This is a genomic window from Acinetobacter sp. ANC 4216 (assembly GCF_004331195.1).
In the GTDB taxonomy this organism is placed as follows: domain Bacteria; phylum Pseudomonadota; class Gammaproteobacteria; order Pseudomonadales; family Moraxellaceae; genus Acinetobacter; species Acinetobacter kookii.
On the sequence record NZ_SJOC01000005.1, the window covers coordinates 1 to 15,265 of the forward strand.

Consider the following 15,265-nt stretch of genomic DNA (forward strand, 5'->3'; position numbering starts at 1 on the left):
TCTATTCAGCGAGCTAGAAATGAAAATACGAATGGTTTAATCCGGCAATATCTGCCAAAATCGTCATCGTTTGATGACGTGTCAAACGAACAAATAGAGCAGATAGAATTTGCACTCAACCATCGTCCTAGAAAAACACTAGGTTGGCATACACCGAGTGAAGTTATGGCTGGTTTTTATACTGTTGCACTTGCCGCTTGAATCCGCCGACTTTATAAATACGGTAATTTCCACTCAAAAAATCAAAACTGAATTATTAGACGAGTCCAAAGATGCTGTTTATAATGCTTTTGCACCTCACCATTATTACATTACCGCTACCGATGAACAAAAAACTACACGGGCACAAAAAATTTGTCCTACCAATTATCCTTTACAATATTGTCAGGCTGCCGGGCAGTTGAAATCAGATACTCTGATCGCTCAGTCACCAGCGACAATATCTAATATTCTGTTTTTATCACAATCTTTGGAATTGGCTGCCGGTAAAGAAAAACAGCATAATATTGTGGTTAATTATTATGGGAACTTAATTGCGAACGGAACATCTGGAGGAACAGGCAGTCCTTCAGGTAAGTTTACTGGCACTGGAGTCTTGAATATTCGTGGGAATGTCATGGTTGTAGGAGAAGCTGACATGACTGAAATGCTGGGTGATTTTAGTATGAAATTAACCAATGCCCAAGCTGCAGGAAATGTGATACCTTTCTATAAAAAGACTTTTGGTATTGGCGGCATCCGCTACATGTAATTTTTCAAAAGCTAAAAACCCACAATGAATTGTGGGTTTTTTATTTATGATTTATAAATAAAACTAAGCCAATTTTTTATGATTTAAAATGTTTGGCAAATGATCAGACCCACCCACCATGTAGCCATGATCAGCAAGCGCGAGCATCTCTTGATCTTCATGACTATTACCATAAGCATAAATCACAGCATAATCAGCTAAATGATATCTTTCTAAAATTCGTTGTCTTTTCTGTTCCGAACTGCAATCGGGCGTGGTGTATTGTCCCGTATAGATATTATTGATTTGTTCAGTATGGGTACAAATTAAATCAATATTGAGTAGCTCACAGACATGCTTGAGATAGACATCGACGGATGCCGAAACCAAAACCACATCATCACCTAAGGCTTGATGCTGTTTAAGCTGCTTAAGCAAAGACCGATTTAATTGAGACATTAAACTTGTTGCGTATTCTCGTGCCATGTGTTGCAGTTCTAAGGCATTGGCATTGCTAAACATCGCACGAAACAATCTGGAACGCATGGCAGGTGCAGAATAGACATTCAAATAATAAGCTTGAATCCAGGGCAAAATTTTAATGCCTTGTTTGACAATATGGCGTTTAGATAAGGCGTAAAAGATAAACCCTGTAAAACTGTCCTTTTTACACAGGGTTCCATCAAAATCAAAGAGCGCTAAATTTTTATTCTTTTTGCTCGTTGCATACATGATTGATATCTTCCGTTTACGCGTGTTGCAAACCAGTTGGTATTATAATCACGACTCAGTTTAGGACCAGAAATGACCACTTCAGGCATGATAGCATAAATTGGATCTTTGCCTATTTTCTCTTGATATAACTTGGTTACAGCACGATAAGTTGCCGTATCTTCGAAACTTTTCTCTTTTTCTTTTTTCAGGTCAGAACGAATTTGCCGTGGTGTCACCAGAATATTGTTGGCTGCAAATACACTGATCAGTTCTCGTTCAGACTGACTGGCTGCAGAACGGATTGAACCATCTTTGGTGTAAAGCAACAAATCGCCATCAAGATCAAGCTCTGTTGCCGTCAAGTCATTGAGCATGCTTTGAAAAGCTGCGTTGCGGCTTGAATACATGCCAGAGTTATAATCTGCAAAACGATAAATCGCTTTATCATAATCGGCAGGGTACATCATCAAACGGTGGATGCCATAATACAAACCGCCATATTGACTATATAAGTCGGTACGTAATTCGGCCATATTGCCGCCTTGGCGTTTATGTTCTTTGGCATAGCCAATATGAACCTGCATAGAACCTAAAGTTGTAATCGGATTTAATTTTTCGCCCATGTCTTGACCGACCAGTTTGGCTGCACCGGTTAAGGCACTGACATGATAATGTTTTGACATATAGTCAAAAATTTCACGATAGAGTTCATCTAATTCACGCTCGGTTTTTACACGACGCATTTGGCTTAAATAATTATTTTCAGGACTGGGCTGATTCTTTAAAACTTGTTGGAAATATCCTGCAACTGTTCCACCAATAGTATCACCTAATTTATCTTTAAATTTTTCATCCAGACGATCTTGAACTTCCTTCACCGCTTTTTCGCCTAAACCGGGAACTTGCGGGTCAGCTACGAAGTTGGATTCCTGATCGACGACGGCCACAATACTGCAAATATTTTCTTTGGTTTGAGGAATACCGAGCTGATCGGTAATGTCGTAAATATCCTTGGCCCAAGAACTACGATCGTTGACGCGGGGTGGAATAAGACGTTTGACCTGATCTTCTTCTAGTGTGGGTTCATTGTTTTTTGACCACCAAGAACCATCGCCGCATGCCACCAGGCTCAAAGACAAAGCCAGAATACTCAAAGATTTAAACCGGGACGAAGTAAAAAGAGTTTTTTTCATAATGATGAAAACATGTTCCAAAAGGATGAGCCTATACAGCAGATGCAGTATACTATGTCAGTCGAAAAAGTGATGAATTTATATGTATATCGGTCCATATCAACTGTCAAATAATTTAATTGTTGCTCCCATGGCAGGTGTTACGGATCGTCCTTTCCGGACGTTGTGTAAATATTTTGGTGCAGGGCATGCGGTCAGCGAAATGATGACTTCAGACCAGACCTTACGCATGAGCAAGAAAAGTCTGTACCGGGCCAATTTTGACGGCGAACTGGCGCCTATTTCTGCGCAGATTGCGGGTTCTGAACCCAACGAGTTGGCGGAAGCGGCACGCTATCAGGTGGCGAATGGGGCGCAGATTGTCGATATCAATATGGGATGCCCGGCCAAAAAAGTCTGTAATAAATTGGCAGGTTCTGCATTATTAAAAGATGAAGATCTCGTGGCACGCATTTTAGATACTGTGGTTGCTGCAGTGGATGTCCCTGTCACTTTAAAAACCCGTTTAGGATATCTAAATGGGCATGAAAATATCCTGCGGGTTGCCAAGCGTGCCGAAGAAGCCGGGATTGCCGCATTGGCACTGCATGGTCGTACCCGTGAAGATATGTACTTGAATACAGCACGTTATTCTTTGATTAAAGAAGTCAAAGAAATGTTGAATATTCCAGTCATTGCCAATGGCGATATCGACAGCCCTGAAAAAGCCAAATATGTGCTCGATTATACGGGTGCCGATGCTGTGATGATTGGACGTGCTGCACAAGGCCGGCCTTGGATTTTTCGTGAAATTGCACATTATTTAAAAACAGGCGAACAGCTTGCAGCACCCAGTATTGCTGAAGTGAAAGATGTGTTATTGGGACATTTATCTGAATTGTATGACTTCTATGGTGAATACTCGGGTTGCCGTATTTCGCGTAAACATATTGCCTGGTACACCAAAGGTTTGCGTTCAAGCAATGAATTCCGCCAAAATATGTATAAGGTGGAAAGCACAGCCGAGCAGTTTAATGTCGTAGAGGACTATTTTAACCAGCTTCTTGCTCAGGGTGAAATTATGAGTGATGTACAGGTGGAGCAGGTGAACTTGCTTGAAACCAAATAGTTTTTATTTGTTTTTCATTTCTTCATTTTAAATAGCTTCACTGCTCTTTATTTCAAAGGATTTTATGAAAAAAAGAGTAGTGGTTTTTTATCGAGACTTTTTTGCGTAATTTGTATAACAATATTCAAAGAATTACATGCGACAACATCTCATCACCCAATCAGGACACTTATAAGACAGAGCTGGTCGAAAATTATCTTATGCTAAATTCTTTTGAAGCTCATTAAAGCTGCTAATCTAAAAAATTTGATGATATGGATCTGACAGAAGGAGAAAGAAAATGGTGAATAACAAGAGACCAGTTTCACAGGTTAATCCTGCTTCAACAGAAATGTCTCCAGAACAGGGTGATGCATTCAATCAGGATTCATTGAAATCTAGTCCACCCACACTTGATAGTGCACGTCCTGACCTGAATTCGCCAGAGACTGAAAGTCATCGTGTACCCGATATGAATGAAGCGGGCGATCATCTGGCTGCGACTGGTGCCGGAACTTTGGGAGGCGCAGCTGTAGGGGCTACACTAGGCATGGTAGGTGGTCCTCCAGGTGCAGTGGTTGGGGGCATTGTCGGGGGGATTGTTAGGGGCATTGCAGGTAATGACATCGCGCAAACAGCGAATCCGGAAGAGGAAGATGCCTATTGGCGCGAGCAGCACCGTGAACGGCCTTATTTCCATGAAACCCGCAATACCTATGCCGATTTAGATTATGATCGTGATTACCGCAGTGCTTATCAGGTCGGATATGGCAGTCGCTCCCAATACGACCCTAATGTCGAATTTGAGCATGTGGAACCTGAATTGAGAAGCAAATGGGAAAATACCAAGGATCAGTCCCGTCTCAGTTGGGAAGAAGCCAAATATGCAGCCAAAGATGCCTGGCACCGGGCTACCCGTTAAGTGAATGATTATAAAAAAACCTCTCAGATGAGAGGTTTTTTTATAATCTGTCTAGGCCGTAAGCTTAGGCCTGACTGATTTCCAGAACCAGTTGATTAATTAAATCTGCAGCTTCGATCTCCCGAATCTGGGCAACATTGGTTCCCGCCCAAAATGCTCCAAAACCATGGTCACCTTGTGCAGATGCTGCGGCATGCAACTGTTTCCCCAAGTCATAGCAATAGGGGTAGGTGGCGACTGGAGGACGTTCAGGCTGATCGATTTGGGTATGCCAATGATTAATTAAACCCCGAGCAGGCCGCCCCGAAATGCTGGCCGTAATTTGGGTAATCGGTTTGCTAAACAGGGCTTGCCGATAGGCTGTGTTGGCATTGGAGCTTTTGCACTGTACGAAAGCAGTGCCCAATTGGACAGCTTCAGCGCCTAACTGCATTAACAGTTGGGCCTGCGTGCCATTCATAATCCCGCCAGCAGCCACAACAGGCTTGCTACAGTACTGTTTTAACAATTGCACCAGATCGGAAGTTTTGACGGCACTGTCAAATGTTTCATTAAAAATGCCACGGTGTCCACCCGCTTCAATGCCTTGCGCAATAATGACATCAATGCCGGCAGCTTCAATCTGCAGCGCTTCAGCCAGATTGGTTGCTGAAACCATCGTCATGATACCTGCCTGTTTTAAGGCCTGAATCTGGTGTGCATGCGGAATGCCGAAATGAAAGCTTACTGCCTGAGGTCGAGTTTCTAAAACCAGATTTAAATAGTCATCGTTATCAAGAAAACTGGGATAAATACATTTTAATTCTGTCGGCGGAGTTGCATGATACTTCTCGAATTGAGGTCTTAGGTATTCAATCCATTGTTTGGCAATAGTGGGGTCAAGTGCTGAACTTTGATGGCAAAAGAAATTGACCTGAAAGGGTTTATGCGTAAGGGCTTGCGTTTCTAAAATTTGTTGACGCGCTGCCGCAACGGTACTGGCACCCAAACCCAATGAACCCAAACCACCTTGATTGGAAACCTCCGCAGCCAATTGAGGAGTAGAAACACCCGCCATCGGTGCAAGGAAAATAGGATGTTTAATCTCAAGTTGTTCTAATAAAGTCATATTTGGCTCCTATGCATATCATCACTTTGCCCAAGCCCTATAAATTAAGCAAATAATATTCGTTATTTTTTTATGAAATAAAAAGTTTTTTACAACTAAAAATAAATGAAAATGAAATGATAAATAAAGCGTCAAACTATGTCGCATAAAAGATCAGTGCCCATGCTGCTTGAGTTGAAAATTTTATAATAGCTATTCATTTTTTAGCGCTGATTACACATGTCTGATCGTATCCGTGAAAAACTGCAAATTTTAGCCGATGCTGCCAAATATGATGTCTCCTGTTCCTCAAGTGGCAGTAACCGAAAAAACAAGGACAAAGGCTTAGGGAATACCGGTTCCGGTATCTGTCATAGCTATACCGAAGATGGGCGCTGTGTATCTTTGCTTAAAATTCTGTTTTCCAATGTCTGTATTTATGATTGTGCTTACTGCGTGTCACGTCGTTCCAATGAGGTAAAACGGGCGGCTTTTACCGTGCAGGAAGTGGTGGATTTGACCATGAACTTCTATCGTCGCAATTATATTGAAGGCTTGTTTTTAAGTTCGGGAATATTCAGGTCGGCTGATTACACTATGGAGCGCATGCTGCTAGTGGTGAAAAAATTACGTCTGGAAGAAAATTTTAACGGTTATATTCATTTAAAGGCCATTCCTGGAGCATCACCGGAAATCATTACTGAAGCGGGGCTATATGTCGACCGGATGAGCATTAATTTAGAAATGCCGACTGAAGCAGGCTTGCAAAAATTCGCTCCTGAGAAAACACATGCCGAAGTACAGAAAGACTTGGGTATTGTTCGTGACCGTTTAATCCAGTTTAAAGATGAACGCAAACTGATACGTTCCGTTCCAAAGTTTGTTCCTGCAGGGCAAACCACGCAAATGGTGGTGGGAGCACATAGCGAAAGCGATCAAGACATTATTTTAATGGCAGACCGGCATTACAAGGAATTTAAACTGAAACGTGTGTATTACTCGGGTTATATTCCAATTAATGAACAGGAAAAAGCCTTGCCGGCGATTGGTTCAGCACCACCCTTATTAAGAGAAAATCGGCTCTATCAAAGCGACTGGCTGATGCGTTTTTATGGCTTTGAGGCGACAGAACTGGTCGATGAAAAACACCCCAATCTGGATCTGGATGTTGATCCCAAGCTGGGATGGGCATTAAGGCATCCTGAACAGTTTCCTGTCGATCTGAACCGGGCAGATTACCGCATGATTTTACGTGTTCCGGGTATTGGCGTGCGTTCAGCGAAAAAAATTGTACAGGCACGTCGCTTTGGCAAAATCCACATCGATCAACTGAAGCGTATGGGTGTAGCATATAACCGTGCGCAGCATTTTATCCGCTGTGCCGATACGCCAAAATTTATTAAGGAGCAGTTGCCAGGCCAGATTCGGAGTCAAATTTTGCAGTCGGGGCAGTCCAAATATGTGCAGCAGTTATCGCCACAATTGGGTTTTGCTTTTTAATGGCAACTTACTGTTTTGATGGCAGCATGACCGGTCTGTTGAGCTGCGTGTTTCGTGCCTTTCAATTTAAAGAATTTCAGGTGCAGGTAACGAGCAATCCGCATGCACAAAAGGGTCTGTTTGATGATTTTATACAGGTGGCATCGAATGAAGAACATGCCCAGCGGGTCTGGCAAGGATTGAAGCAAAAAACATCGGGTCAGAGTCAGCGTAATTTTTACTATACTTTTCTCTCTGAAAATCCAATCGCTCATCAGCACCTGTTTAATTATTGTCTTTATGTTTTTCAAAGTCGCTACAAGGTTGACGAAAACTATGGGCATGCTGATGTGCTGGCTTTAGCGCAATGGGCAAAGCAGGTAGGTCGTGAAAAGCATCGTATGGAAGCCTTTGTGCGCTTTAAAAAATGTCAGGATGGTCTGTTTTTAAGTCTGGTTCGGCCTGATTTTAATGTATTGCCGCTGATTGAATGGCATTTTAAGGCACGTTATCAGGATCAACGCTGGCTGATTTATGACGAAAAGCGTAAATACGGCATTTATTATGATTTGCAAAATGTGCATCAAATCGAAATGAATGCTCATCAGGTCGATGCCACACTGGCGAGTGGCTATAGTCAGGCATTTACTGTAGAACTGGACGAACAGGAATTACTGTATGACCAGTTGTGGAAAGATTATTTCCGCAGTGTCAATATTCAGGTTCGGCAAAATATGAAACTGCATATTCAGTATGTGCCGAAGCGGTACTGGCGTTATATGAATGAAAAGTCAATTTAGCTGAAGATTTCAGGCATACTAGTGCAAGATTTAGTGATGAGGACAATTTATAATGAAGCCGTTCATTTTGGCGACTTTAATTTCAAGCGTAATAGTTTCAGCATGTTCATCTTCCGAGCAGCAAAAAATCCAGATTGATCCTCAAAAATATAAGATGCAGGATGCGGCAAGCTTGCAGCAGCGCTTTGAAAGCTTAAATCAGCAGCTATCTAAAGATTATCAGGCTTTTAAAAAAAGCAACAATATTGCCTTTTCAGACCAGTCGCTGCTTGATGTAAACCAGTTGCAGACTTTGAACCTGCATGCGGTGAGCAGTACCTCTTTAAAACCGGTCAAACAGGCATATTGTCAAATGATGAATGGCTATTTCGCCGAGATGTACCAGTTGGGTCATCAAAACCTGAATATTATTGGACAGGTGAAATTACCCCACGCGCAGGGTGAAAACTTAAGCAAAAATTTTGCCGATGCCGATCAGTTTTATGACTTTATTTTAAACCGTTATACCTCATACCGTCAGGCTCAGGAAATTATGGGCTTTGGCTGTAATTTAAAAGCGGCGCTGCATTAATTAAAAATAGCATAAATCAAAAAAAGCCCATCGTTGGATGTAATGCTGATCAGTTAAGGAGTTTAGAAATAAACTCTTTAATTTTTGGTAATTCATGGCGGAGTCTTACCTTTTTAAATCAAACTCTTGCAGCTCATTTGTTACTTTGGTTTCGCCCTGAGAAGCACTGCTTCGTAAGACCAAAGGCATTTGTCATCCGCAAAACTCGTCAGCTACTATCAACTAGCAAATTTGTCGCAGAAACAATCATTTTTTAATGTAGTCCTGCCTCAACAGTTGCGGATGACTTTTCCATATATCAAATATATTCATGAATTTAAAAAAAGAAAATGCCAGTCAATTTCTTAACTGACTGGCATTACATCATTGGATGGGCTTTTTTATAGGCTGAAATCTGGATTTAACAACCGGTTAATTTTTCGGGTTGTGGTCGTTCACCGGGGAAGAAAATGGGACGAAGTTTCACGCCAAGAGCGTTACCTATAAAAGCAAAGATCAGCCATAACCAGCCATGCAAGCTGCCTGAAGCAATGCCGCTAAAGTAAGCACCGATATTACAGCCATAGGCGAGACGTGCGCCGTAGCCTAATAATAAACCGCCAACAACAGCAGCAATGAGGGAGCGTTTTGGAATGTTGAGATTTGGCGCGAATTTACCGGCAAGGCTTGCTGCCAATAGTGCACCAAGCATAATGCCGAAGTTCATCATTGAGGTAATATCGAACCACAATGAATTGGTCAAGGCTTTGGCATTGGCAGGTTGTTGCCAATAGGCCCAAGAGGTGACGTCTACACCGGCAAAGCTGGCCGTTTTTGCCGCCCAGACTGCAAGTGCAGAAGTCACACCCCAAGGACGACCGGCTAAAGCTAAGGTGATAAAGTTGAGCAGGGTCAGAATGATACCGCCCCAAATAAGCGGCCATGGACCAGCCAAGAAGCGTTTAAGACCTTGAGTTTGAGCTTTTGGTTCTACTTCAAGTGAACCATGACGTTTTTTTTCAAAAAAGACGGTTGCAAGAGCAATTGCAGCGAACAGCACAAAGCTGACGATAAGTGCAGGAATTACGCCTAAACTCGATACAATCGAAATGGGTTCAAGATGCGGCAGGTTAAACCACCAGTCTAAATGCGTAGTGGCAATTAAAGAGCCTAAGCAGAAGAAAATCAGGGTCACAATCATGCGCGCACTACCGCCACCCACGGTATAAAGCGTACCTGAAGCACAGCCACCTCCCAGTTGCATGCCTATACCAAAGATAAAAGCACCAATCATTACAGACATGGAAACAGGATTGACATTGCCTTTGACGGGATTGCCAAACAGTTCGCCTGCACCTAAGGCTGGAAAGAACAGCAATACGGCAAGCGCCAGCATGATCATTTGGGCACGTAAGCCACGACCACGACGCTCCAGAATAAAAACACGCCAGCTTGAGGTAAAACCAAAGGATGCATGATACAAGGTCATGCCCAGGGCACCGCCAACCAAAAATAATAAGGCTTGATTAAGACCAACAACTTGATAGGCACCCAGCGTGCCGACGAGCAAAAGAAAAAGAGCAACCCAAACCGAAAGATTAGATCGATTGGATTTCGTAGCAATAATAGACATGGGGGAATAAAAACAACTAAATTAGTCGGGATATTTTACTGTATTATTCACACATAATATTATTTATTGTAATAGATTATTAAATTTATAATTGAGAATATTTGATTAAATATATTTTAAAAAATAATAAACAAAATTAAATCGGGCTGACCTTAAATAATGAGCCTGTCCTGATTGCAAAGCTCATGGCAATCATTTTCCAAATGGCAACCTACAAACTTTCCTTAATTTCAGTGTTATCCGCAAAATAAACAGACAAAGCATTTAATGTAGTCCACCAGCAATGTTCATCGTCATAACCCTAATTGAGCGATATTGTTTGGGACTGACTAATTAGAAATCATGGAAAATAATGCACAGGCAGAAAATGCAAGGGCAGAAGAACCTGCTATCTGTAAGGGATTCGCTCTGGTATTTTCGTGAATGCAGATTTCATTCTGGGCATGCGCTTCCAGAAGATCATCGGCAATAAGCTGTACGGCAACCTGATCCGCCAGCTCAGGTTTTAAAGCACGTTGAATATAATGTACATTATTTGTTGTAATGACCATCGAAGAAATGTCATAAAAAAGCAAGATTAATCAATAAAAAAGCTCCTTTTAAAAGGAGCCTTTTTATTTCAACGATTCACATTATTGTTGAGCTCTTTCTTTCACATTGGCTGCTCCATCTTCTACAGCACTGGCAGTCGCTACAGTGGCATCTTTAGCGGCTTCTTTAGCATTTTGGGCAGCGGCCTCAGTTTTTGCAGCGGCTTCTTCACCGGCAGCATCAATTTTAGCAGTAGCTTCTTCAGTCGCAGCCTCGGTTTTTGCGGCAGCCTCATCAGCAGCTTTTGAAATGTCATGACCTGCCTGATCTGCTGCGTTTTCAAGATGTTCACCAGTGGTTGCACCTGTTTCTGGTGCTTCTTGTTTGTTACAGCCCACCAGGGCAACGCTAGCAGCAAGACCTAAAGCAATAAGCAATTTATTCATTTTCATTTCCTTCTAATTGTGGCACCCACCTGAATAGGGGTATTTTGAATATAGCTAAAAAAATGCATAAATAATGAGCTAAAATTGTTAATTAAATGTAATTATTTTTTATAAAAAAATGAGTGAAAAAAAAGGCTTATACCACCTTGTAATATAAGCCTGATCAAGCGACGTATTATACCGAATACAGATTACTGCCCCGAACGGATAATGTAATCAAAAGCAGACAGTGATGCCTTGGCACCTTCACCGGTGGCGATGATAATCTGCTTGTACGGCACCGTGGTACAGTCACCGGCAGCAAATACACCTTTCACACTGGTTTCGTTGCGCTCGTTAATCACGATCTCGCCACGGTTAGTGAGTTCCACTTTTGATGCTTTCAGGAAATCCGTGTTTGGCAACAGCCCGATCTGTACAAAGATCCCCGCCAGTTCAACCGTGTGTTCCTCATCCGTTGCACGGTCCTTATATTTCAGTGCCGTCACCTGTGAACCGTCACCCACCACTTCAGTCGACAGTGCATTCATGATCACGGTGGTGTTTGGCAGGCTGTTCAGTTTGTCCTGCAAGACCTGATCGGCACGCAGTTTGGTGTCAAATTCCACTAGCGTTACATGCTCGACAATCCCCGCCAGGTCAATCGCCGCTTCCACACCCGAGTTGCCGCCACCAATCACCGCAACACGCTTGCCCTTGAACAGTGGACCGTCACAGTGCGGGCAGTAGGCCACACCACGGGTTTTATATTCCTGCTCACCCGGAACGTTCATCTCTCTCCAGCGTGCACCGGTCGACAGGATGATGGTTTTGGATTCGAGTTTGGCCCCGTTTTCCAAAGTGACTTCCACCAGGCCATTCCCGGCTTCATCCGCGCCCTTGATCGCGGAAACCTTTTGCAGGTTCATGATGTCGACATCATAGGCACGTACATGCGCTTCCATCTCGGCCGCAAATTTTGGACCCTGGGTTTTCTGCACCGAGGTATAGTTTTCAATATCCATGGTGTCCATGACCTGACCGCCAAAGCGTTCCGCCACAATCCCAGTTTTAATGCCTTTACGCGCCGCATAGATGGCTGCGGTATTGCCGGCAGGACCGCCACCAATCACCAGCACATCAAAGGCGTCTTTGGCATTCAGTTTCTCTGCCTCTTTGGCTGATGAACCGGAATCCAATTTGGCCACGATTTCTTCCAGCGTCATGCGGCCCTGACCGATGTGGTTGCCGTCCTGGAACAGCATCGGTACCGCCATGATTTTGCGCTGTTCCACTTCATCCTGGAAGAAAGCCCCGTCAATCATGGTCGCGGTGGTGCCCGGGTTGTAGATGGCAATCAGGTTGAGGGCTTGCACCACGTCCGGACAGTTATGGCAGCTCAGCGATACGAATACCTCAAAATCGGTCGTTAAATTTAAACCCTTGATCTGCGCCAACACCTCATCCGACACTTTCGGGGCATAACCCGACACCTGCAGCAAGGCCAGAATTAAAGAGGTAAATTCATGTCCCATCGGCAAACCGGCAAAGTTGACGCGCGGCTGTTCACCTGCCTTGGCTACCCCAAAGCTTGGGGCACGTTTATTGGTACCGTCGAAACGTGCAGTGACTAAATCAGATAAGGCTGCAACTTCAGTCACCAGTTCTTTAATCTTGTCCGACTTGTCCGAACCATCCAAGGTTGCGACCAGTTCAATCGGGCTTTCCAGACGTTGCAAGAGTGTTTTAAGTTGTGCTGAAGTGTTTTGGTCTAACATGGCTAACGTCTCCAAGGGAGTAAATGCTTATTTAATAAAGCTATATTAAGATAAATATTTAAATAGGTAAAACAGTTTGTTTTTATTATTATAATCGAAATATCAAATTAAATAAATTTTATCCTGTTTTCTAAGCATTCTCCCTTAAGCATGACTAAAATCACCTGACTGAAAGAAGGTATCATAAAAATAACAAAAGCCCTTCTCTGGGCTTTTATATTGCATCATTTAAGCTGCATACGCTGCTCAACCCTAAATATCCGCCTTTTTAAATGCTGCGACAGCAGCAGCAGAATTGCACTTAAAATTCCAAGCAGTATGGCGGCAGCAATAATTAAAATTTGTACCACTGAACTCATCTGCTCTGCCTGGGCTACCTGTCTGGAAACAATTTTTGCCATTGGCGTTAAACTCTGACCATAAAGCTGGTGCTGCATGGTCCAAAGCTGTTCGGGTTTAAAACCATATTCAAAAAAATCAGGATCTGTTTTTTCCGCTTTCACTAAAGCCAGCACTTGTGGAATAGCCGCATCCTTATCCACCGGTGTATGCAGCAGCGCAGCTTGTGCCAGCAGATAAGCTTTGACGGGCTCATCTACATTACTACGCTGTAAATACTGAGCCAATTCGCTTTGCTGAATATTTTTATCATAGTGAATGACGTCATTATAGGCCTCATTTTCTTCATTATTTAAATCATATTGCAGATAGGTCAAGCCTGACCACAACAGAATAAAGGCAATCAGCCAGCCCACAAACTTCAAAATAAAAGACTGAAAACGGACATAGAAAAACCGTATTTTCTTTAAAAAATGAATGACAAAAAACGCGCCCATAAAAGAAACAAACAGCTTCAGAATCAGCCAGCCAAACCATGACAGTAGGTTGCTAAAATAATCCCGATGCTGCCCCAGTTCAGCAAGGTTTGCATCGACACTGAGCGGTATATGCAATTGCTTCAGTTCTGTCGTAATACCGAAAAAACTATAGACAAAATCATGTTGCAGAAAAAAAGCCACCACGGAAGCCAGGAAAATGGTGCTACTGGTGATCGCCCATAACATCACATTGCGTTGACGCTTCTTCAGCATCACCACACCATTTTCAATCTGTTGCGGATTCACGGCATATTCATCTAAGGGAGGCAAACGCTTTCTCCTAAAGTGCAGACAATGAACTTAAACGAATAGTTAAGATTTATTCACTCCACTGTTACTGGATTCTATCACCAAATGGTTCAGATTTTCCTGCAAGGCACGTAAACGCGTGGTCGCTTCGGCGCGTTTTTGCATCCCCTCTTTTTGTACCTGAATCACGTCGTTCACTGTTTTAATAAGGGTATTCTGCACATGTTCAAGCGTTTCAATATCAATCACTGAACGCTGGTTGGCTTTGGCCGTAGCCACCGAATTTTGGTGCAGCAAGTCGGCATTACGGCGTAACAGGTCATTGGTGGCATCATCAATGCTACTGGCCAGCTGGACACTGTTTTTCTGTTCATGCAGGGAAATAGCCAAGCTGATCTGATTTTTCCATGCCGGTAAGGTAATGTTTTTAATGGCATAAAATTTGTCGACCAGCATCAGGTTATTGGACTGGATAATCCGGATCATCGGCAAGGTTTGCATGGCAGACTGCTGTAAAACCTGTAAATCACTGACCCGTTTTTCCAGATTATTGGCCAGATGATTCAGGTCATAGACTTTTTGCACCGTAGGTTGATCTTGGGTCTGGGCCGTTAAATGTGCAATGTGCTGCTGAATTTCCTGCTCTTTCAATTTTCCCGCCGCAATATAGATGCCCAGCTGTCTGTATTCCTCCTGCACACCCTGAAACATTTTATCCAAAGTGTCCACCCGGGTTTTCAAGCCCGATTGGGATGTTTCAATTTCCTTGACCAGCACATCAATCTGTTCTTTGGTGCTGTTAAAATGCTGATCAAAGTTTTGCTTGGCGCCTTTCATTTTACTGATCAGGCCGCCCAGGAAACCGGAACTCTTTTTCTTGTTTAAAATACTGCTGCTATTCAGCTGTTGGGCAACCTGCACCACCTGATTTAACTTTTGGCCGGTCGTGTCCAGTTCTTTGTTTTGTACAAGATTCAGCAATTCATCGGTATAACCCGACGTTTTTGTTGCAATATTCTTCCCATATTCCGCCACTGCATTATGGCTCATTTCAGCCAATTCTTTATGTGCATTCATCACTTCATTAAAGTCTGAATGCTGCAAACCAATTTCTTGTAAATTCAGTTGCTGAAACTTTTGCTGAACAAGATCCTGAGTGACTTCAGCGGGTAAATCTTTAGGTTCAAAATCGGTCATGCTTCACCTGAA

Annotated in this window: 16 protein-coding genes; 7 read left to right on the forward strand and 9 right to left on the reverse strand. The window is 42.9% G+C overall.

Features of this window, described 5'->3' with window-relative positions:
* Together E0H88_RS04985 and E0H88_RS04990 are read left to right on the forward strand one after the other, a co-directional pair.
* A partial coding sequence (locus E0H88_RS04985; protein WP_131273324.1) for an IS30 family transposase occupies nt 1-201 on the forward strand: 201 nt, incomplete at its 5' end.
* The gene (locus E0H88_RS04990) at nt 158-751 is read left to right on the forward strand and encodes a hypothetical protein (protein WP_131273325.1); all 594 of its coding nucleotides are present in this window, start codon (nt 158-160) and stop codon (nt 749-751) included. The genes E0H88_RS04985 and E0H88_RS04990, both read left to right, overlap by 44 nt.
* Before the next feature lie 63 nt (nt 752-814).
* On the opposite strand, the gene E0H88_RS04995 is transcribed toward E0H88_RS04990, so the two are convergent.
* Nucleotides 815-1,462 (reverse strand): HAD-IB family hydrolase, encoded by a 648-nt coding sequence (locus tag E0H88_RS04995; protein ID WP_131273326.1) that lies wholly within the window; start codon nt 1,460-1,462, stop codon nt 815-817.
* Nucleotides 1,429-2,637 (reverse strand): DUF1615 family protein, encoded by a 1,209-nt coding sequence (locus tag E0H88_RS05000; protein ID WP_131273327.1) that lies wholly within the window; start codon nt 2,635-2,637, stop codon nt 1,429-1,431. Before E0H88_RS05000 ends, E0H88_RS04995 begins: the two co-directional genes overlap by 34 nt.
* A gap of 82 nt (nt 2,638-2,719) precedes the next feature.
* Between E0H88_RS05000 and dusB the strand changes: the two genes are divergently transcribed.
* Nucleotides 2,720-3,745: a tRNA dihydrouridine synthase DusB gene (gene dusB, locus E0H88_RS05005; RefSeq protein WP_131273328.1), complete on the forward strand. Its 1,026-nt coding sequence runs from the start codon at nt 2,720-2,722 to the stop codon at nt 3,743-3,745.
* 280 nt (nt 3,746-4,025) lie between these two features.
* Nucleotides 4,026-4,646, forward strand: coding sequence for a hypothetical protein (locus E0H88_RS05010; protein ID WP_131273329.1), 621 nt, complete (start codon nt 4,026-4,028; stop codon nt 4,644-4,646).
* A 64-nt stretch (nt 4,647-4,710) separates the two neighbouring features.
* Here E0H88_RS05010 and E0H88_RS05015 read toward each other — a convergent pair whose 3' ends face one another.
* On the reverse strand, nt 4,711-5,754 hold the full coding sequence (locus E0H88_RS05015; RefSeq protein ID WP_092818398.1) for an NAD(P)H-dependent flavin oxidoreductase: 1,044 nt from the start codon (nt 5,752-5,754) through the stop codon (nt 4,711-4,713).
* Nucleotides 5,755-5,973: 219 nt separating this feature from the next.
* Between E0H88_RS05015 and E0H88_RS05020 the strand changes: the two genes are divergently transcribed.
* Genes E0H88_RS05020 through E0H88_RS05030 form a run of 3 tightly spaced genes read left to right on the forward strand, consistent with a single transcriptional unit; the run spans nt 5,974 to nt 8,583 of the window.
* Nucleotides 5,974-7,233: a putative DNA modification/repair radical SAM protein gene (locus tag E0H88_RS05020; RefSeq protein WP_131273330.1), complete on the forward strand. Its 1,260-nt coding sequence runs from the start codon at nt 5,974-5,976 to the stop codon at nt 7,231-7,233.
* Nucleotides 7,233-8,012 carry a TIGR03915 family putative DNA repair protein gene (locus E0H88_RS05025; protein ID WP_131273331.1) on the forward strand — a complete coding sequence of 260 codons (780 nt, stop codon included), beginning with the start codon at nt 7,233-7,235 and terminating at the stop codon, nt 8,010-8,012. The genes E0H88_RS05020 and E0H88_RS05025 overlap by 1 nt, the downstream gene beginning before the upstream one ends.
* 52 nt (nt 8,013-8,064) lie before the next feature.
* A complete protein-coding gene (locus E0H88_RS05030; RefSeq protein ID WP_131273332.1) occupies nt 8,065-8,583 on the forward strand; it encodes a hypothetical protein in 519 nt (172 codons plus the stop codon).
* A 400-nt stretch (nt 8,584-8,983) separates the two neighbouring features.
* On the opposite strand, the gene E0H88_RS05035 is transcribed toward E0H88_RS05030, so the two are convergent.
* The 6 genes from E0H88_RS05035 to E0H88_RS05060 all read right to left on the reverse strand — a co-directional run bounded on the left by E0H88_RS05035 (nt 8,984) and on the right by E0H88_RS05060 (nt 15,253).
* Nucleotides 8,984-10,195, reverse strand: coding sequence for a YeeE/YedE family protein (locus tag E0H88_RS05035; RefSeq protein WP_131273333.1), 1,212 nt, complete (start codon nt 10,193-10,195; stop codon nt 8,984-8,986).
* A gap of 329 nt (nt 10,196-10,524) precedes the next feature.
* Nucleotides 10,525-10,746, reverse strand: a complete 222-nt coding sequence (locus E0H88_RS05040; protein ID WP_131273334.1) for a VIT1/CCC1 transporter family protein — start codon at nt 10,744-10,746, stop codon at nt 10,525-10,527.
* Between the two features lie 81 nt (nt 10,747-10,827).
* Complete coding sequence (locus E0H88_RS05045; protein ID WP_092818392.1) at nt 10,828-11,172, reverse strand: hypothetical protein; 345 nt, start codon at nt 11,170-11,172, stop codon at nt 10,828-10,830.
* A 191-nt stretch (nt 11,173-11,363) separates the two neighbouring features.
* A complete protein-coding gene (ahpF, locus tag E0H88_RS05050) occupies nt 11,364-12,929 on the reverse strand; it encodes an alkyl hydroperoxide reductase subunit F (RefSeq protein ID WP_131273335.1) in 1,566 nt (521 codons plus the stop codon).
* Between the two features lie 224 nt (nt 12,930-13,153).
* A complete protein-coding gene (locus tag E0H88_RS05055) occupies nt 13,154-14,077 on the reverse strand; it encodes a hypothetical protein (RefSeq protein ID WP_131273336.1) in 924 nt (307 codons plus the stop codon).
* Nucleotides 14,078-14,119: 42 nt separating this feature from the next.
* Entirely contained in the window at nt 14,120-15,253 is a 1,134-nt protein-coding gene (locus tag E0H88_RS05060; protein ID WP_131273337.1) for a toxic anion resistance protein, read from the reverse strand.
* Nucleotides 15,254-15,265: the final 12 nt, after the last annotated feature.

What these genes read in the sequence shown, in the direction of transcription:
- E0H88_RS04995 (WP_131273326.1), bottom strand. Translation starts at nt 1,462, where the DNA reads ATGTATGCAACGAGCAAAAAGAATAAAAATTTAGCGCTCTTTGATTTT.
- E0H88_RS05000 (WP_131273327.1), bottom strand. Translation starts at nt 2,637, where the DNA reads ATGAAAAAAACTCTTTTTACTTCGTCCCGGTTTAAATCTTTGAGTATT.
- dusB (WP_131273328.1), top strand. Translation starts at nt 2,720, where the DNA reads ATGTATATCGGTCCATATCAACTGTCAAATAATTTAATTGTTGCTCCC.
- E0H88_RS05010 (WP_131273329.1), top strand. Translation starts at nt 4,026, where the DNA reads ATGGTGAATAACAAGAGACCAGTTTCACAGGTTAATCCTGCTTCAACA.
- E0H88_RS05015 (WP_092818398.1), bottom strand. Translation starts at nt 5,754, where the DNA reads ATGACTTTATTAGAACAACTTGAGATTAAACATCCTATTTTCCTTGCA.
- E0H88_RS05020 (WP_131273330.1), top strand. Translation starts at nt 5,974, where the DNA reads ATGTCTGATCGTATCCGTGAAAAACTGCAAATTTTAGCCGATGCTGCC.
- E0H88_RS05025 (WP_131273331.1), top strand. Translation starts at nt 7,233, where the DNA reads ATGGCAACTTACTGTTTTGATGGCAGCATGACCGGTCTGTTGAGCTGC.
- E0H88_RS05030 (WP_131273332.1), top strand. Translation starts at nt 8,065, where the DNA reads ATGAAGCCGTTCATTTTGGCGACTTTAATTTCAAGCGTAATAGTTTCA.
- E0H88_RS05035 (WP_131273333.1), bottom strand. Translation starts at nt 10,195, where the DNA reads ATGTCTATTATTGCTACGAAATCCAATCGATCTAATCTTTCGGTTTGG.
- E0H88_RS05040 (WP_131273334.1), bottom strand. Translation starts at nt 10,746, where the DNA reads ATGGTCATTACAACAAATAATGTACATTATATTCAACGTGCTTTAAAA.
- E0H88_RS05045 (WP_092818392.1), bottom strand. Translation starts at nt 11,172, where the DNA reads ATGAATAAATTGCTTATTGCTTTAGGTCTTGCTGCTAGCGTTGCCCTG.
- ahpF (WP_131273335.1), bottom strand. Translation starts at nt 12,929, where the DNA reads ATGTTAGACCAAAACACTTCAGCACAACTTAAAACACTCTTGCAACGT.
- E0H88_RS05060 (WP_131273337.1), bottom strand. Translation starts at nt 15,253, where the DNA reads ATGACCGATTTTGAACCTAAAGATTTACCCGCTGAAGTCACTCAGGAT.